This window comes from Pseudomonas sp. TREG-RG-20F-10-E-6-01 (genome assembly GCF_022662455.1).
In the GTDB taxonomy this organism is placed as follows: domain Bacteria; phylum Pseudomonadota; class Gammaproteobacteria; order Pseudomonadales; family Pseudomonadaceae; genus Aquipseudomonas.
Genome location: NZ_JAKNQP010000006.1, coordinates 103,008 through 121,355 on the forward strand (window position 1 = coordinate 103,008; position 18,348 = coordinate 121,355).

At 62.3% G+C, this 18,348-nt stretch carries 15 protein-coding genes; 5 read left to right on the forward strand and 10 right to left on the reverse strand.

Annotation, left to right across the window (positions count from 1 at the left end):
• Positions 1–54: 54 nt before the first annotated feature.
• The 6 genes from L8K08_RS18565 to L8K08_RS18590 form a co-directional block, all read right to left on the reverse strand.
• A complete protein-coding gene (locus L8K08_RS18565; protein WP_242199273.1) occupies positions 55–1,257 on the reverse strand; it encodes an ABC transporter substrate-binding protein in 1,203 nt (400 codons plus the stop codon).
• 239 nt (positions 1,258–1,496) lie between these two features.
• Positions 1,497–2,264 (reverse strand): FCD domain-containing protein, encoded by a 768-nt coding sequence (locus tag L8K08_RS18570; protein WP_242199274.1) that lies wholly within the window; start codon positions 2,262–2,264, stop codon positions 1,497–1,499.
• Between the two features lie 109 nt (positions 2,265–2,373).
• On the reverse strand, positions 2,374–3,135 hold the full coding sequence (locus tag L8K08_RS18575) for an alpha/beta fold hydrolase (RefSeq protein ID WP_242199275.1): 762 nt from the start codon (positions 3,133–3,135) through the stop codon (positions 2,374–2,376).
• A 103-nt stretch (positions 3,136–3,238) separates the two neighbouring features.
• On the reverse strand, positions 3,239–4,654 hold the full coding sequence (locus tag L8K08_RS18580) for an efflux transporter outer membrane subunit (RefSeq protein WP_242199276.1): 1,416 nt from the start codon (positions 4,652–4,654) through the stop codon (positions 3,239–3,241).
• Positions 4,647–6,638, reverse strand: coding sequence for a MacB family efflux pump subunit (locus L8K08_RS18585; protein ID WP_242199277.1), 1,992 nt, complete (start codon positions 6,636–6,638; stop codon positions 4,647–4,649). The genes L8K08_RS18580 and L8K08_RS18585 overlap by 8 nt, the downstream gene beginning before the upstream one ends.
• Complete coding sequence (locus tag L8K08_RS18590) at positions 6,622–7,794, reverse strand: efflux RND transporter periplasmic adaptor subunit (protein ID WP_242199278.1); 1,173 nt, start codon at positions 7,792–7,794, stop codon at positions 6,622–6,624. Before L8K08_RS18590 ends, L8K08_RS18585 begins: the two co-directional genes overlap by 17 nt.
• Before the next feature lie 256 nt (positions 7,795–8,050).
• Here L8K08_RS18590 and L8K08_RS18595 point away from each other — a divergent pair, with 256 nt between their 5' ends.
• The 5 genes from L8K08_RS18595 (at position 8,051) to L8K08_RS18615 (ending at position 13,252) form a co-directional block, all read left to right on the forward strand.
• On the forward strand, positions 8,051–8,533 hold the full coding sequence (locus L8K08_RS18595; protein ID WP_277933685.1) for a sigma-70 family RNA polymerase sigma factor: 483 nt from the start codon (positions 8,051–8,053) through the stop codon (positions 8,531–8,533).
• Between the two features lie 119 nt (positions 8,534–8,652).
• Positions 8,653–9,990 carry a SidA/IucD/PvdA family monooxygenase gene (locus L8K08_RS18600; protein ID WP_242199281.1) on the forward strand — a complete coding sequence of 446 codons (1,338 nt, stop codon included), beginning with the start codon at positions 8,653–8,655 and terminating at the stop codon, positions 9,988–9,990.
• An 81-nt stretch (positions 9,991–10,071) separates the two neighbouring features.
• Positions 10,072–11,292 (forward strand): putative DNA modification/repair radical SAM protein, encoded by a 1,221-nt coding sequence (locus L8K08_RS18605; RefSeq protein ID WP_242199283.1) that lies wholly within the window; start codon positions 10,072–10,074, stop codon positions 11,290–11,292.
• Positions 11,289–12,122 carry a TIGR03915 family putative DNA repair protein gene (locus L8K08_RS18610; protein WP_242199286.1) on the forward strand — a complete coding sequence of 278 codons (834 nt, stop codon included), beginning with the start codon at positions 11,289–11,291 and terminating at the stop codon, positions 12,120–12,122. The genes L8K08_RS18605 and L8K08_RS18610 overlap by 4 nt, the downstream gene beginning before the upstream one ends.
• A 236-nt stretch (positions 12,123–12,358) precedes the next feature.
• Entirely contained in the window at positions 12,359–13,252 is an 894-nt protein-coding gene (locus L8K08_RS18615) for a GNAT family acetyltransferase (RefSeq protein ID WP_145163723.1), read from the forward strand.
• Between the two features lie 137 nt (positions 13,253–13,389).
• On the opposite strand, the gene L8K08_RS18620 is transcribed toward L8K08_RS18615, so the two are convergent.
• The 4 genes from L8K08_RS18620 to L8K08_RS18635 all read right to left on the reverse strand — a co-directional run bounded on the left by L8K08_RS18620 (position 13,390) and on the right by L8K08_RS18635 (position 18,348).
• Positions 13,390–14,409 carry a branched-chain amino acid aminotransferase gene (locus tag L8K08_RS18620; protein ID WP_242199289.1) on the reverse strand — a complete coding sequence of 340 codons (1,020 nt, stop codon included), beginning with the start codon at positions 14,407–14,409 and terminating at the stop codon, positions 13,390–13,392.
• Positions 14,410–14,634: 225 nt separating this feature from the next.
• A complete protein-coding gene (gene lpdA, locus L8K08_RS18625) occupies positions 14,635–16,014 on the reverse strand; it encodes a dihydrolipoyl dehydrogenase (RefSeq protein ID WP_145163727.1) in 1,380 nt (459 codons plus the stop codon).
• 3 nt (positions 16,015–16,017) lie between these two features.
• A complete protein-coding gene (locus L8K08_RS18630; protein ID WP_242199291.1) occupies positions 16,018–17,289 on the reverse strand; it encodes a dihydrolipoamide acetyltransferase family protein in 1,272 nt (423 codons plus the stop codon).
• Complete coding sequence (locus L8K08_RS18635) at positions 17,290–18,348, reverse strand: alpha-ketoacid dehydrogenase subunit beta (protein ID WP_016974130.1); 1,059 nt, start codon at positions 18,346–18,348, stop codon at positions 17,290–17,292.

The following is an 18,348-nucleotide window of genomic DNA, read 5'->3' on the forward strand; positions in this document are numbered from 1 at the left end:
ACAGGCGGCCGCGCGGGCGGCCCTGTCGTGTACAACCGGTGATGGTTTAGCGGATCAGCCGAGCACGCAGCCCGTGGCTTGCACCGGCGGGAACGACTGGCCGGCACTGAGCACTTTGGCCAGGTCGTCTTTGTCGGCCATGTCGCCGGCGGCTTTGCCGATCATCAGGTAGTAATCCTTGATCACCTGATGGTCGCCGGCGCGGATCGATTCCTTACCGGTGGGGCCTTCAAAACTCAGGCCCTGCATGGCCTTGGCTACCGTCGGCCCGTCAAAGCTGCCGGTGGCAATGATGGTGTCGAGCATGACCTTGGTGCTGATGTAGTCGGCGGCCAGCGGGTAGGTGGGGTTGATGTCGTATTTGGCCTGGGTCAGCTTGACTAGTTCACGGTTGAGCGGGCTGTCGACCTGGTGCCAGTACTGCGCGCCGAGGTACACACCTTCGAGCAAATCGCTGCCCAGTTCCTGGAATTGGTCGAGGCCGGCGGACCACACCAGCAGCACTTTCATGCGCTCCTTGATGCCGAAGTTCACCGCCTGGCGCAGGGTGTTGGATGACTGGCTGCCGAAGTTGAGCAGCACCAGCACGTCGGGTTTGGCGGCGATGGCGTTGGTCAGGTAGCCGGAGAATTCCTGCTCCTGCAAGGAGTGATAGCTGTTGCCGACGTGTTCCAGGCCGTTTTCCTTGAGCACGTTTTTGGCGCCTTCGAGCAAGGCTTCGCCAAACACGTACTGCGGGGTGATGGTGTACCAGCGCTTGGCGTCCGGCAGCAGCTTGATCAGCGGCACCAGGGTTTCGCGGATCGCGCCGTAGGTGGGCACCGACCAGCGGAAAGTCGCACTGTTGCAGTCCTTGCCGGTCACCTCATCGGCGCCCACCGGGGTCACGAACACGCCGCCGACCTTGCTGACTTCCTTGGCCACCGCCAGGGCCGATGACGACAGCGTGCAGCCCTGGAAGAACCGTGCGCCGTCCTGCTGGATCGCCTCTTGGACCTTGCGCACCGCCTTGCCGGCGTTGCCTTCGGTGTCGATGAGCTTGTAGTTGAGCGGGCGGCCGAGGATCTCGGGGTGTTGTTCCACCGCGAGCCGCGAACCCATGTCGGCAAACTTGCCATAGCTGGCAAAGGCGCCAGACATGGACTTGAGGCCGTAAAAGGTGAAGGGTTCGGCGGCGAATGCAGAACGCACGCCCAGCGGAAGGCTGAGGGCGGCGGCTGCGGTAAGACTGGCTTTCAACAACGTACGACGCTGCATGGGGTGACTCCCTGGTTTAGTTATTGGCAGGAGCGGCAATGGCGATACGGTGGAGCAAGGGCCTGTGGGCAGGCCTGTTATTGGATGATTGGCTTCAACGGGTTTAACTCGGTCAACGGTGGGCGCTGGCTTGCCTGCGATAGCATCGACTCAGTTCAACTGATCCACCGAGGTGCCTGCATCGCAGGCAAGCCAGCTCCCACTTTGATTGGGTTTGCACAGGTGGATCTGAGGTGTTTTTAAGAGTGATCGAACTCCAATAAAAAGTGCGGGCTGACCTCGCCTTCAAGGGCGGTCATATGGTGTTCGGCGTCGCACATGTGTTCATGCATCAAGCTGCGCACCGCACGTTCATCGCCGGCACGAAAGGCAATCAGCAACTGCTTGTGATAGTCGAGGTTGGCGGCGTCGAACTGCTTGCGCTTGGGCTTGTAGGCTTTTTTCAGCACCACCAGATCGCGCAGCAAATCGTTGAGAAACTGCGCCATGAAACTCAGCAACGGGTTGGGGCAGGCCTTGGCCAGCAGGTTGTGGAACTCCAGCTCCGCCAGGCGCTGTTCGCGCTGGCCGGCCTCGCTGTCCTCCGGCGCGCTGCACAAATCCACGTTGTCTTGCAGGGCTTGATAGTCGTCCTCGCTCAAGCGTCCGAGCACCGACACTGCCAGTTCCACTTCGATGACCTTGCGCAGCTGGTACACCTGCTCGCCGTCCAGGTGCTGAAAATGCAGGTAGTTGCGCAACGCACGGCTGGCGGGCTCGGTGCCGGCCTGGTTCAGATACGCGCCGCCGCTGGGACCGGTGCGCGTACTCACCAGGCCTTCCACTTCCAGCGCTTTGAGCGCTTCACGGGCCGAGCCTTTGGAGCACTGGAAGCTTTCCATCAACTCGCGCTCGGTGGGCAGGCGGTCGCCGGGTTTCAAGGCATCGGTGACGATAGAGCGCTTGACCGACTCGACAATCACATCGGAGAGCTTCTGGCGTTTGCGTCGCAACGGGCGGCTGAGCATGGGCGTCTATTGATCCTATTAATGCGGATTAATAGCACTTAATAACGATTGGTCGAGAGCGTCAACGCAGGGTGTCGTTTTCGGCGCGAAGAGGTCGTAATCGCAGTGATTATTCCCAGCGGCCGGGGTCGAGACAGCGCGTAGAGGGAGGCGGCTGTTGGCCGTTGACCAGAAAATCCGCGACCCAGCGGTTGACGCACCCGGCTGCGACGGCGTCGGACCGGGATGACTCCTTGAGCAACAATTGCTCGACGCCAGAGGTGGCGGGTTCCGCGTGCCCGGCGTTGACCAAGACCATGCGCGCGACGCGTTCGGTAAACAGCGCGGCGTACCGACTGCCAAGTCGGGTGGCCTGGGCATTGCCGAGGAAGTTGAGCCGCGCCTCGCCGAGTTGTTCGCGCACAAACTCCATATCGCGTGCGGCCTGTTCCACACCGGTTTCCTGGCTCAGGTCGCGGGGGCTCAGTTCGATCACGTCATAACGGTTGGTCAGGGTGCGATAGGCCGCCGTGGCGTAGGACTCCCAGCGGCTGACCAGTTTGAGAACGAAGGTTGCGCCCTGGCCCTTTTGCGGCTCGCCGGCCTGAATGAACACCACACCCTCGCGGCTCAGCGGTTGCCGGGCGCCGACACGGGTCAGGGCCAGGCGCACAGTGCCACGCTTGGGCGCGGCGTGGTCACGGGGCACGCTGACGCTGCCGCATTGGGTGCGCTCCAGCACCTCAGGGTCCGGCCGTTCAAAGGCGGGGAAGGGACAATCCAGCAGCCAGTCGATCGCCGTGGGTGCGATCAGAGGCTCGGCAAAAGCCCGGCTTGCCATCAGCCAGAGGCAGACGCACGCCAGGCTTTTTACAACAACGCTGGGTTTCATCAAGAGGGTCCGGGCAGCCGTTTGAAGACGGCTTTTTTACCAAGGACCTCGGGTCAAAGAATGTAGGTTTGTTAAACGGTTTGTGTAGGACAACGGAGTTTCGTTATCGGAAACCGGCGTTCCACCCGCCACCCAATGCCTTGTACAGCGCAATGCTGGCTTGAAGACGCGATAACCGCAGTTGCACAGTCAACTCTTGCGCCGCGTACAGTGTGCGTTGGGTTTCGAGCACCGTCAGCAAATCCTCCGCACCGGCCTGGTAACGGCTTTCGGCGATCCGGAAGGCGGTCTGGGCCTGTTGCAGTTCTTCGCTTTGCCAATCGCGCTGCTGATCCAGGCGCGTGATGTTGCTCAGGGACTTTTCCACGTCGGCAAAGCCGTTGATGATTGCGCCGCGATAAGTCTGCAGCAGCTCATCCTGACGGGCGCGGGCCTTGTCGCGTTCGGCGCTTAAACGGCCATTGTTGAAGATCGGCGCCACCAGGCCCGAGGTCAGGCTGTAGTACGGGCTGCGCAGGAGTTCCTCGGCCTTGTAGGACCCCGAGCCCAGCGTGGCGCCCAAGGTCACTGTGGGCAGCATCGCCGCACGGGCCACCGTGACATCGGCACTGGCCGCCGCAAGCTGCGCTTCGGCCTGTGCCAGGTCGGGGCGGCGGCTCAGCAGTTGGCTGGGCACGCCCGGGCCAATGGTCGGCCAGGTCAGCGCCTGGAACGACTCGGCGCCCAGGTTCAACGCTTGCACGGGCTGGCCGAGGAGGGCAGCGAGGGTGATCAGCGATTCTTCGGCCACTTGCTGAATCAGCGGCAGTTGCCGTTGCTGGCTCGCCACCAGACTCTTCTGTTGCGCCAGTTCCAGGGCCGTGGCGGAGCCGGCGTCGTAGCGGGTCTGGACCAAATCGAGCACATTGCGCGCGTTCGCCAGGTTCAGCTCGGCGATCTGTTGGCGCTGGCGCGCGGCGAGGGTTTGCGCATAGCGGTCGGCGACGTTGCTGAGCAGCGTCAGCTCCACTGTTGCCTGGTCGAACTCACTGGCACGCAGGCTCTGCAGAGCACTGTCACGGGCGGCAGCACGGCCGCCCCAGAAATCCACTTCGTAGCTGGCGGTGAGGTCGGCGTCGAAGCTGTCGACGGTTTTATTACTTTCTGTAGCGTCCAGGGAAGAATTGCCGCTGCCGCGCAGCAGCTTTTCGCGGCTGGCGGAGAGGTTGAAATTCACCTCGGGCAACAACGGCGCACCGGCAATCACCGCGCTGGCCTGGGCCTGGCGCACGCGCGCCATCGCGGCCGCCACGTCATAACTGTCACGCCGGGCCTGGTCGATCAGGCGGTTGAGTTGCGGGCTGCCAAATTGCGTCCACCAGCGCTGGTTGGTCGCTTGCGTGGCCTGTCGCTCGGCGTATTGCCACGCGGCGGGCGGCGCGATGCCGCTGTCGACCTGGGGCGGGTTGCCGGTACAGGCGTTGAGCAGCAGGCACAGGCTGAGCAAGGACAGGTGCGGTGGAATGCATCGTTTATTCACTGGTCAACGCCTTAACCGGATCGAGCCGGGCAGCTTTACGGGCCGGCATAAAGCCGAATACGACACCGGTGACCAACGCACAGCCAAACGCGCCAAACACCGCCAACAAGGAAAATTGCACCGCCACCTCGGCCAGCACCAGCACGCCGCCGACCAGCAGCGCCAGAGCGATGCCGAACAGCCCGCCGACCACCGAGAGCATCACCGCCTCGGTGAGGAACTGGCGCAGGATGTCGCGCTGGCGCGCACCGGTGGCCATGCGGATACCAATTTCGCGCGTCCGTTCGCGCACGGTCATCAGCATGATGTTCATCACGCCGATACCGCCCACCAGCAGGGAAATCGCGGCAATCGAGCCGAGCATCAACGACAAGGTGTTCTGCGTGCGCGCCTCGGCCTGGATCATTGCCGCGTTATTGGTCAACTGGTATTCGCGCTTGCCGTTGTGCAGCTTGAGCATCAACTGGTCGATGGCCAGTTCGGCCTCATGCACCTTGCGCGCATCGGCGGCGGCAATCGCCACGTATTCGGGGTTGTAGGTGCCGAACAGGCGCACGCTGGCGGCGGTGTAGGGAATGGCGACACGGTCATCGCTGTCTTTGTTGCCGGAACTGGAGCCTTTTTCAGCCAGCACACCGATGACCTGGAAAGGCACGTTCTCGATCAGGATGTATTGGCCGATCGGGGTGGCGACGTTCTTGAACAGCTTCTCGCGGATACGGTGGCCGATCACTGCGACGGTGGCCCCGGCGCGCTCGTCAGCCTCGGTGAAGTAGCTGCCCTCGACCACCGGCCAGTTGAAGATCTCCGGGAAGTTGACGTCGTTGCCGCCCACGTAGGCGAGGTAATCCAGATTGCCGAAGCGTACACCCGCGTCGCTGCCATTGACCGGCATGATGCGCTTGACCTGGGGCAGCGCCGCCAGGGCCGCGACATCGTTGAGGGTGACGATGCCCAGCGGCGTGCGCGGGTTGGGCGAGGAACCACTCAGGTAGATGATGTTGGAGCCGAACGCGCCCATCTGCGCCATGACCTGGCGCTTGCTGCCTTCGCCCACCGCCAGCATCACCACCACCGACGCCACGCCGATGATGATGCCCAGCAGTGTCAGCGCGGTGCGGAAGCGGTTGATCCACATCACCCGCCAGGCCGCTTGCACGGCGTCCACCAGTTCGGCTTTCCAGGCACCGTTGTGTTCGGCACCGTCGGCCAGGCGCTGGCGCAGGTCCACGGCTTGCAGCGCGCCGCTGTGGGCGGTGGCGGGCACGTGGGTATCGCGGGTTGCCGAGTCACTGATGATCAGGCCATCACGGATCTCGATGATGCGGTTGGCACGCGCCGCCACTTCGCGGTCGTGGGTAATCAGAATGACCACGTGGCCCTGGCCCGCCAGTTCATCCAGCAGCGCCATCACCTCGGCGCCGCTGTGGCTGTCGAGGGCGCCGGTGGGTTCGTCGGCGAGGATGATATGCCCGCCGTTCATCAGGGCGCGGGCAATGGACACGCGTTGTTGCTGGCCACCGGAGAGCTGGTGCGGGCGGTTGCCGGTGCGGTCGGCCAGGCCCAGGCGGGTCAGCAGCGCCTTGGCGCGGGCGTGCCGTTCGGCGGCGCTGATGCCGGCATAGATCGCCGGCATTTCGACGTTTTCCTGAGCCGAGCCCGACGGGATCAGGTGGTAGCCCTGGAACACGAAACCAAAGGCTTCGCGGCGCAGCCAGGCCAGTTCGTCGCTGTCCAGGTGCGCGACGTTTTCGCCGGCGAACAGATAGTCGCCCTCGGTGGGGCGATCAAGGCAGCCGAGAATGTTCATCAGCGTGGATTTGCCGGAGCCCGACGCGCCGACGATGGCGACGAATTCCCCGGCATGGATCGACAGGTCGATCCCGCGCAACACGTCGACCTGTGGGCTGTCGCCGCCGCCGTAGGATTTGCGGATGTTCTTGAGTTCGATCAGCGGCGTGGTCAAGTCAACCCCCGTTGCCATCGACCGGGCCGATCAGCAGGTGATCGCCTTCGTTCAAGCCCTCAAGCACTTCGACCCGCAGGCGGTCGCTGATACCCAGGCGCACCGGGCGCTCCTCGATGTCGCCGTTTTTGGCCACCACCCGCGCGAACGGCCGGTCGGGGCCGTGGCTGCCCAGCAAGGCCGCCACGGGGGCGGTGAGTACGTCCTTGACCTGACTGGCAACGAAAAACACCTGGGTGGTCATTTCGGCCATCAGTGCATTGTCGGCGTTGTCCACATCCAGCAGCACGGTGTAGAGCACCACGCGGCCACTGCCGCTTTTGCTGGCGCTGCTGGGACTGCCACTGCCCTGGCTGGTTTCATTCAGCGGCTTGGGCGGTATCGGCAAGATCTGGCGCACGGTGCTGGTCCAGCGTCGGCTGCCACCGGCGAGGGTGGTGAAATAGGCGGTCATGCCCGGTTTGACGTGACCTATGTCGGCTTCGGAGACTTCGGCCCACACGGTCATCGGCGATAACTTGGCGATGCGCAGGATCAGCGGCGTCTGTTGCTGGGCGTTGAGGGTCTGGCCGACCCGTGCGTCCACCGCCACCACGGTGCCGCTCATGGGCGCGTAGATGCGGGTATAGCCCAATTCCGCCTCGTCGCTGCGCAGGCTGGCCTGGGCCTGGCGGATCTGTGCCTGGAACATCTCGACCCGGGCCTGGGTGGCACTCAGTTCGGCCTTGGCGGTTTGCACGTCTTCCTCGCGGGTGGCGTTGCCGGCGGCCAGGCGCTGTTGACGCTGGTATTTCTGGCGCGCGAGTTCGTGCTGGGCCTTCTGTTCCTGCAGCTGGGCCTTGAGGTTTTCGATGGAATAACGGCTGGCGTCGAGTTTGGCTTGTTGCGTGGAAGGGTCGATTTCCACCAGCAACTGGCCTTCCTTGACCTGATCCCCGGCCTCCACATGAATCTCGCGGATCTGCCCGGATGCCTGGGCGCCGACGTCGACATACCGGCGCGGTTGCAGCGTACCCAGCGCCGTGACGCTGTTTTCAATATTGCCGCGGGTGACGGTGACAGTGGACAGCGTATCGCGGCCGGGCGGCAGCACCTGCCAGGCGGCCACCGCAAGGAGGGGGATCAGGCACGCGACAACGAGCAGGGCGCGTCGAGCGGGGCGAGGGCGTTTCATGCGTTGGTTCCAGCCAGGAAGTGAGGGCCGCAGTTGCGGGGGGCTGAGTGTTATACGAGAAAATTGCTCGCAGATTTAGGCGTTTACATACACGGAAACAGCTCTATGGAATAAAAAACTCGCGCATTGATGCAAGACTTCTTTAAAAGTAGATGAGAATTACTATAAATTGCACGCACTCAAACTGCCATCATCCATGGCCTGTCTTCTTTAGTACTCAAGGATTTGATGCCGTCGCCCCTGACGGCCGGGAGTCATGGTGGAAAACTACTATCGCGAGCTGGTGTGTTTCCTCAACGCCAAGCTGGGCAACCGTCAGGTGGCCGAGGATGTGGTGCATGACGCTTATGTCCGAGTGCTGGAGCGCTCCAGTGACACGCCGATCGAACAACCGCGTGCGTTTTTGTATCGCACCGCGCTGAACCTGGTAATCGACGGTCATCGGCGTAACGCCTTGCGCCAGTCCGAACCCCTGGACGTACTGGATACCGAAGAGCGTTTCGCCACCAGTTCGCCGCATGCCTGCCACGATCAGGACTTGCGCTTGGAAATGCTCGAGCGTGCCCTGGCCGAGCTGCCGGCCACGTGCCGTGACAGCTTCCTGCTGCGCAAACTTGACGGCCTGTCCCACCCGCAAATCGCTGAACGCCTGAGTATTTCCCGCAGCCTGGTGGAAAAACACATCGTCAACGCCATGAAGCATTGCCGGGTGCGCATGCGCGAGTGGGACGCGCACTGATCAATGATCAGTTAAATTTTATTTCACTGTCCTCGTTTCCTATCAACACATGACCTGTTGTGCAGGTCTTGAAGGTATTCCCGCCCCACCGCCAAGGGGCTTATCCAGAGGACACTGGAATGACACAGGCAATTGCTTCGCCCGCGGTTCACGACCTGATCGGTATCGGTTTCGGCCCTTCGAACCTGGCGTTGGCCATCGCCCTGCAGGAGCGCGAAAAAGCCCAGGGCAAACTGGACGTGCTGTTTCTCGACAAACAGGCCGATTACCGTTGGCACGGCAATACCCTGGTGACCCAGAGCGAACTGCAGATTTCGTTCCTCAAGGACCTGGTGACCTTGCGCAACCCCACCAGCCCCTATTCCTTCGTCAACTACCTCAAGGCCCACGACCGCCTGGTGGACTTCATCAACCTGGGCACTTTTTACCCGTGCCGCATGGAGTACAACGACTACCTGCGCTGGGTCGCGGGGCAGTTCCAGGCCCAGGCGCGCTACGGCGAGGAAGTGTTGGCCATCGAGCCGATCCTGCAACAGCAACACGTTGAAGCACTGCGCGTGATCTCCCGTGACGCGCTGGGCGAACAGCATGTGCGTACCACCCGTTCGGTGGTGGTCAGTGCCGGTGGCACGCCGCGTGTGCCTGAGGCGTTCAAGGCTCTCAAGGATGATGGCCGCGTGTTCCACCACTCCCAATACCTGGCACGCATGGCCCAGCAGCCGTGTCTTGAAGGCAAGGCGATGCGCATTGCGATCATCGGCGGTGGGCAAAGCGCGGCTGAAGCCTTTATCGACTTGAACGACAGTTTCCCGTCGGTGCAGGTCGACATGATCCTGCGCGGTTCGGCGCTCAAGCCCGCCGACGACAGCCCGTTCGTCAACGAAGTGTTCTCACCGGCGTTTACCGACCTGGTGTTCCAGCAGGTCGGCGCCGAGCGCGAACGCCTGGTGGCCGAGTACCAGAACACCAACTATTCGGTGGTTGACCTGGACCTGATCGAGCGCATCTATGGCATTTTCTATCGCCAGAAAGTCTCCGGTGTCGCCCGCCAGGCGTTCCGCACCATGACCGTGGTCGAGAAAGCCAGCGCCAGCCCGCTGGGCATCGAACTGTCCTTGCGCAACAACGCCAGCGGCGAAACCAGCGTCGGCCATTACGACGCGGTGATCCTGGCCACCGGTTACGAGCGCCAGATGCACCGCGAACTGCTCGCGCCGCTGGAAGCCTATATGGGCGACTTCGAGGTGGCGCGCGACTACCGCATCGTCACCGACGAGCGCTGCAAGGCCGGCATCTATATCCAGGGCTTCAGCCAGGCCAGCCATGGCTTGAGCGATACCTTGCTGTCGGTACTGCCGATTCGGGCGGACGAGATCGCGGCGTCGTTGTATGAAAACGATCGCCATCGGGGCAAAGCACGCTCGGTGCAGGACCTGCTCCTTGCGACTGCGAGCTGATCGAGCACAGTCCTACAGACGGCACTGGCGCCAAGGTTGAGCTACTGGTACTGTACAAAAAACCAGTATCGGTAGCTCTCCATGCAGTTGATCGAAAAACTCAGTATCCTCGCCGACGCCGCAAAGTACGACGCTTCCTGCGCCAGCAGTGGCGCGCCCAAGCGCAGTTCCGAGGGCAAGGCCGGGCTGGGTTCCACCGACGGCATGGGCATCTGCCACAGTTACACCCCGGACGGCCGTTGCGTGTCGTTGCTCAAGGTGTTGCTGACCAATTTCTGTCTGTACGACTGCCAATACTGCGTCAACCGCCGCTCCAGCGACGTGCCCCGTGCGCGTTTCAGCCCGGAGGAGGTGGTCACCCTGACCCTGGATTTCTACCGGCGCAATTGCGTCAGCGGGCTGTTTCTCAGTTCCGGCATCATTCGCTCGGCCGACTACACCATGGAGCAACTGGTCAGGGTCGCCAAGCTGTTGCGCGAAGAGCATGACTTTCGCGGCTATATACACCTCAAGACCATTCCCGAAGCCGACCCTGCGTTGATCGCCGAGGCCGGGCGCTATGCCGATCGGCTCAGCGTGAACATCGAGTTGCCCACCGATGCCAGCCTGCAAACCCTGGCTCCGGAGAAGCAGATCGTTTCGATCAAACAGGCGATGCAAACCATCTACACCGGTGAACAAACCGTGCTTAACGAGCCGCGCGCGCCGCGTTTCGCGCCGGCCGGGCAGAGCACGCAGATGATCGTCGGCGCCGATGAAACCGACGACAGCACCATCCTGCACGGCGCCGAGGCGCTGTACGGAAACTTCAAGTTGCGCCGCGTCTATTATTCGGCGTTCAGCCCCATTCCCAACAGCCCGAAAAGCGTGCCCCTGGCGGCGCCGCCGCTGATGCGCGAGCACCGTTTGTATCAGGCAGATTTTCTGTTGCGCAGTTACGGTTTCAGCGCCAACGAGCTGTTTGAAGGCCCCGGTCACCTGGCGCTGGACATCGACCCCAAGCTGGCCTGGGCGCTGGAGCATCGCGAGGTGTTTCCGCTGGACTTGAATCGCGCCGAACCCACGTTGATTGCGCGCATCCCCGGTATCGGCTTGCGCACCACCCAGCGCCTGGTGGACCTGCGCCGCGAACGCAAGATCCGTTTTGAAGACCTGGCGCGCATGCGCTGCGTGCTGGCCAAGGCCAAGCCGTTTTTCATCACCAGCGACTACCACCCACAACAGGCCGACACCACCAGCGTGTTGTTGCGCGAGCAACTGCGCGACCGCCCGCAGCCTCAGCAAATGGGGCTGTGGGGATGATCAGCCTGGAATGCGACAACTTGTTCAGCATCTGGCGCGAACAGGCGCGCTGGCTGCTCAGCCATCAGGTCGACCCCAGTCAGGTGAGCTGGGGCGAGGCCGAGGTGGCGGACCTGTTTGCCACCGACGAGCCGATTCCTGAGCAGCTTGGGCCGTTCCAGGCGCGAATTCCCAAGGCGCTGTTGGCGCTGTTGGAATCGGCCGCCTGCTATCACGGCGATCAGCGTTGGAGCTTGCTCTACGAAGTGCTGTGGCGTGTCAGCCATGGCGACCGTACCGCCATGCTGGCGGGGGACAAGCTGGGCAGTGAGTTGCAACGGCGGATCAAGCAGGTCAGTCGCGAAGCTCACCACCTGCACGCATTTGTGCGGTTTATCGCGCTGCCCCCGGAGGCCGGGCCAGAGTTGCCGGAGTACGTGGCCTGGCATGAGCCGGCCCATGACATATTGAAATCAGCCAGTCAGCACTTTATCGGGCGCATGGGCCGCCATCGCTGGATGATCGCCACGCCGCTGGATGGGGTCTATTACGACGGTCAGCAGTTGATTCATCAACGTGAATGCCCTGAAGCCTGGCAGCAACTGGCGCAAAAGATCGAAGACCCTCACAGCGCCATGTGGCTGACCTACTACAGCCATATCTTCAACCCGGCGCGCTTGAACCCCAAGGTGATGGAAGGGCATTTACCCAGTCGATTCTGGAAGAACCTGCCGGAGGGCAAGTTGATTCCAGGGTTGATCAGCGAGGCGCGGACGGGCAAGCAGCGCGATGGGCAGGCAAAGCTGATTGGGACCAAGCCGGGCAAGCGGATTTCCAGCGGGCACGGTTAAAAATGCCAGAGAGGGCTGGTTCCCGATAGCGGTGTGTCAGTCACCGAATGCATCGCCAGACACGCCCTTATCGGGAGCAAGCTCCCTCCCACTGTTGATTTCGTGGGCGCTGGCTTGCCGGCGATAGCCGTGTATCAGTGCCAACTGCACTAACAGATAGATCGCTATCGCAGGCAAGCCAGCTCCCACATTAGTATGGCGGTGCTAATGAAATCTGTTTTCAGCCAGGAGCAATCATGTCTACCGCCGTTCGTCTCGCCCAGGCAGCCGATGCCGAGGGGATCAGCCAGGTCATCCTGGCGGCCTTACACAGCAGCAATGCGCGGGATTACCCGGCGGATGTGATCGCTCGCGTGGCGAGCAATTTTACCCCTGACGCCGTGCTGGCCTTGCTCCAGCGTCGGGTTGTGCTGGTGGCGGTGCAGGGGCAGGTGATCGTCGCCACTGCGGCGCTGGATGCCAATGTGGTGCGCTCGGTATTCGTCAACCCGGCATTGCAGGGGCAGGGCATTGGCCGGTTGCTGATGATTGAGATCGAACTGCGTGCGCGAGAGGCCGGTGTGACGGTCTTGAGCGTGCCGTCTTCGCTGACCGCCGAGCCGTTCTACACCAAGATGGGTTTCCACACCGTGCGCGACGTCTACCACGGTAACGAGCGCACGCTGGTGATGGAGAAAGCATTGTTATCCCGCCACCCCATCGGGCCGTATCGCGACCGTCAGCACCGTGCGCAAGTGGTGGCTTTGTGGCAGCAGGCGTTCGGGTACGACACCGCGCACAACCTGCCGACGTTGGCGATTGATAAGAAGCTGGCGGTCAACGATGGATTGTTTTTTGTGGCCACGGATAAAAAGGCTGTGATCGGCAGCATTCTCGCCGGTTACGACGGGCATCGTGGTTGGCTGTATTCGGTGGCGGTGCACAGCGATTATCGCCGGCAGGGCCTGGGGGCTTCGTTGGTGCGGTATGCCGAACAGGCGCTGACTGCACTGGGGTGCATGAAGATCAATTTGCAGATTACGGGCGGCAATGATGCGGTGGTGGGGTTTTATGAGGCGCTGGGGTATGGGGTGGAGCCGAGGATCAGTATGGGCAAGAAGGTCGCCGTGAATATTCCGCCGCAATCCTGAAAACACCGTAACGCAAATGTGGGAGCGGGCTTGCCCGCCATGGCGGTCTATCAGTCAACTTATTCAGTCACTGATAGACCACTATCGCAGGCAAGCCAGCTCCCACATGGGTTTTGTGGTGTTGCTGGCTTTTGGGCTTAGACCTTGACGATCCAGCCTTCTGGCGCCTCGACGTCGCCGGTTTGCACGCCGGTCAGCTCTTTGTAGAGCCGCTGGGTGATCGGGCCGACTTCGGTTTCGCTGTGGAACACGTGCAGCTTGCCGTTGTACTGGATGCCGCCGATCGGCGAGATCACGGCGGCTGTGCCGCAGGCACCGGCTTCCTTGAACTGATCCAGTTTGTCGATGAACACTTCGCCCTCAACCACTTTCAGGCCCAGGCGCGACTGGGCCAGCTCGATCAGCGACAGGCGGGTAATGCCTGGCAGCACCGAAGGCGACTTCGGCGTGATGAACTGGTTGTCGTGGGTAATCCCGAAGAAGTTGGCCGAGCCGACTTCTTCGATCTTCGAGTGGGTCATCGGGTCCAGGTAGATCGCATCGGCGAAACCGGATTTTTTCGCTTCGGCACCCGGCATCAGGCTGGCAGCGTAGTTGCCACCTACTTTGGCGGCGCCGGTGCCTTGTGGGGCGGCGCGGTCGAAAGTGGAGATTTGGAAGTTGTGCGGCACCAGGCCGCCTTTGAAGTAGGCACCGACCGGGATCGCGAAGACCGAGAAGATGAACTCCGGCGCGGTACGCACGCCGATGTTGTCACCGGTACCGATCACGAACGGGCGCAGGTACAGCGCGCCGCCGCTGCCGTACGGCGGGATGAACCGCTCGTTGGCCTTGACCACTTGTTTGCACGCTTCGATGAAGTCTTCGGTCGACACGTGCGGCATCAGCAGGCGTGCACAGCTGCGCTGCATGCGCGCGGCATTCTGGTCAGGGCGGAACAGGTTGATCGAACCGTCCTTGCAACGATAGGCCTTGAGGCCTTCAAAGCATTGCTGGCCATAGTGCAGGGCGGTGGAGCCCTCGCTGATGTGCAGCACGTTGTCGTCGGTCAGGGTGCCTTCTTGCCATTCGCCGTTTTTCCAGACCTGGAGAAACCGCTTGTCGGTCTTGATGTAGTCAAAACCCAGCTTGTCCCAATTGATGCTTTCGTTACCCATGACACCCTCTATCTCTGGTCAACCGCCTGGTCGAAGGCAGGCTTGTCGGTTTTTTTCTGGATGGGCGCAACAATACTGCATTATTGGCCGGTGTGGGAGCAGGTGGGTGGGCTGTTCAGCATGTGTGTGGGCTGATCCACCGTTATCGCAGGCAAGCCAGCTCCCACATTTGGAATGCATTCCCCTGTGGGAGCCGGGCTTGCCCGCGATAGCCTCACCGCGGATTTACAGGTGCAGCGCGTGGCCCAAGGCTCTTAAAGCCGCCTCTTGTACAGCTTCGCCGAGCGTCGGGTGAGCATGGATGGTGCCGGCCACATCTTCCAGACGCGCGCCCATTTCCAGGCTCAGGCCGAAGGCGGTGGACAGCTCGGAGACGCCCACGCCTACCGCTTGCCAGCCCACAATCAGGTGGTTGTCACGCCGCGCGACCACACGCACAAAGCCGGTTTTCGACTCCAGCGTCATCGCCCGGCCATTGGCCGCAAACGGGAAGCTCGACACGATGCAGTCCAGGCCCGCGGCCTTGGCTTCATCCGGGGTCTTGCCGACCACCACCAGTTCCGGGTCGGTAAAGCACACGGCCGGGATCGCCGCCGGGTTGAACTCGCGGGATTTACCGCTGATCAGTTCGGCCACCATCTCGCCCTGAGCCATGGCGCGGTGGGCCAGCATCGGCTCGCCGCTCAGGTCGCCGATCGCCCAGACATTGCGCATGCTGGTCTGGCAACGGCTGTCGATCCTGATTGCCGAACCGTTCATGTCCAGGTTCAGCGCTTCCAGGTTCCAGCCCTGGGTATTGGGTTTGCGGCCCACAGCCACCAGCACCTGATCGGTCTCCAGCGACAAGGTGTCGCCATTTGGATCGCGCACTTGCAGGCACTGGTTCTCAAAACCGGTGACGCTGTGCTTGAGGTACAGCTTCACGCCCAGTTGCTTGAGGGATTCGGCCACTGGCAATGTCAGCTCGGCGTCATAGGCAGGCAGGATATGTTCCTGCGCCTCGACCACACTGACCTCGGCGCCAAGCTTGCGGTAGGCAATGCCCAGCTCCAGACCGATATAGCCGCCACCCACCACAATCAGGCGCTTGGGCACATGCGTGGGCGCCAGGGCTTCGGTGGAGGAGATGATCGGCCCGCCAATCGGCAGCATCGGCAGGTTGACGCTCTTCGAGCCGGTGGCCAGCAGCAGGTGTTCGCAGTGGATACGCTGGTCACCGACGTCAATGGTCTTGCCGTCGACCACCTTGGCCCAGCCGTGAATCACCTGCACTTTGTGCTTTTTCAGCAGCGCGGCGACGCCCGTGGTCAGGCGATCGACAATGCCGTCTTTCCATTCCACGCTCTTGCGAATATCCAGCGTCGGCACGTCGACTTCGATGCCCAACTGCGAACCCTGGCTGTGGTGCACGGTTTGCTGAAATTGCTCAGCCACGTGAATCAAGGCTTTGGACGGAATGCAGCCGATGTTCAGGCAAGTGCCGCCCAACGCCTGGCCTTCGACCAGAATGGTCGGGATGCCCAACTGGCCCGCGCGAATCGCCGCCACGTAACCGCCAGGGCCGCCACCGATGATCAGCAGCGTGGTGTGTAATGTCTGAGACATGCCTTACTCCAAAAACAGGCTGGCGGGTTGTTCGAGCAGGCTGCGAATGGCCTGGATGAATTGCGCCGCGTCCATGCCGTCGACCACGCGGTGATCAAAGGAGCTGGAGAGGTTCATCATCTTGCGAATCACGATCTGGCCCTTGATCACCATCGGCCGCTCGACGATGCGGTTGACGCCGACGATGGCCACTTCCGGCAGGTTCAGCACCGGCGTGCTGACGATACCGCCCAGCGCGCCCAGGCTGGTCAGGGTGATCGTCGAACCCGACAGCTCGTCACGACTGGCCTTGCCATTGCGTGCGGCGGTGGCCAAACGCGCGATTTCCTCGGCATTGCCCCACAGGCTGCGCGCTTCGGCGTGACGTACCACTGGCACCATCAGGCCGACGTCGCTCTGGGTGGCGACGCCCACATGCACCGCGCCAAGGCGGGTGATGACTTGGGCTTCGTCGTCATACCGCGCGTTGATCTGCGGAAAATCGCGCAACGCCACGACCATGGCGCGCACGATAAACGGCAACAGGGTCAGCTTGCCGCGCGTGGCACCGTACTTCTCGTTGAGGTGCACGCGCAGCTCGTCGAGGGCGGTGACGTCGATTTCTTCCACGTAGCTGAAATGCGCGGCGCGCCGGGTGGCGTCTTGCATGCGCTGGGCAATCTTGCGGCGCATGCCGATCACCGGGATTTGTTCTTCGTCGGTGCGTTCGGCGTAGGGGTTGGCAACGGCTTTATTTTGCGCCGGACGCTGGAGCAAGAAAGCCTCCAAATCTTCGTGCAGAATCCGGCCCGCCGGACCAGAGCCCTGCACCAGGCGTAGCTGGATGCCAGCATCCAGGGCATGTTTGCGCACGGCAGGCGAGGCCAGTGGGCGTTCGTCAGCTTCACGGGCCACGTGTGCCTGAGCCGCAACCACGGGCGCGGGCTTGCTTGGCGCTGGCGCGGGTTTGGCTTCAGCAACCGGCGCAGGTGCGGGTGCAGGTGCAGCGTCAGCCGGTGCAGCCACCGCCGGTACATCCTTGGCGTTACCCGCGCCTTCCACTTCAATGCTGATCAAGATACTGCCCACGGCCATGACTTCACCCGGCTCGCCGCCGAGGGAAATCACCTTGCCGTGCACCGGCGAGGGAATGTCCACCATCGCCTTATCGGTCATCACATCCGCCAGCACCTGGTCTTCAACCACCAGGTCGCCGACCTTCACGTGCCATACCGACAGTTCAACTTCTGCGATGCCTTCGCCGATGTCCGGCATCTTGATAACGTGCGTGCCCATTCAGACCTCCATGACCCGTTTCAACGCCGCGCCCACGCGGGACGGCCCTGGGAAATACGCCCACTCCTGCGCGTGCGGGTAGGGGGTGTCCCAGCCGGTGACGCGTTCGATCGGCGCTTCCAGGTGATGGAAGCAATGCTCTTGCACCAGCGACACCAGCTCGGCACCAAAACCGCAGGTGCGGGTGGCTTCGTGCACCACCACGCAACGGCCGGTCTTTTTCACCGACTTGACGATGGTTTCCAAATCCAGCGGCCACAGGCTGCGCAGGTCGATAACCTCAGCGTCGATGCCGGTTTCTTCGGCGGCCACTTGCGACACATACACGGTGGTGCCGTAGGTCAGCACGGTGACGGCCGAGCCTGGACGCACGATGGCGGCCACGTCCAGTGGCACGGTGTAGTACCCGTCCGGGACCTGCGCTTGCGGGTGTTTCGACCACGGCGTTACCGGGCGGTCGTGGTGGCCGTCGAACGGGCCGTTGTACAGGCGTTTGGGCTCAAGGAAGATCACCGGGTCGTCGTTTTCGATCGAGGCAATCAGCAGGCCTTTGGCGTCATACGGGTTGGACGGCATCACCGTGCGCAGGCCGCAGACCTGGGTGAACACCGCTTCGATACTCTGGCTGTGGGTCTGGCCGCCGTAGATGCCGCCGCCGCAGGGCATGCGCATGGTCAGCGGCGCAGTGAACTGGCCGGCCGAGCGATAACGCAGGCGTGCAGCTTCGGAGATGATCTGGTCGGTCGCGGGGTAGACGTAGTCGGCGAACTGGATTTCTGCCACCGGGCGCAGCCCGTAGGCCCCCATGCCCACCGCGACGCCGACGATGCCGCTTTCGGAGATCGGCGCGTCGAATACCCGCGAGCTGCCGTACTTGTTCTGCAAGCCTTCGGTGCAACGGAACACACCGCCGAAGTAACCGACGTCCTGGCCGAACACCACCACGTTATCGTCACGCTCAAGCATCACATCCATGGCCGAGCGCAAGGCCTGGATCATGGTCATGGTGGTGGTGGTCATGGCGGTTTCCACTTCGATACTGTTGTTGTGATCGTTCAT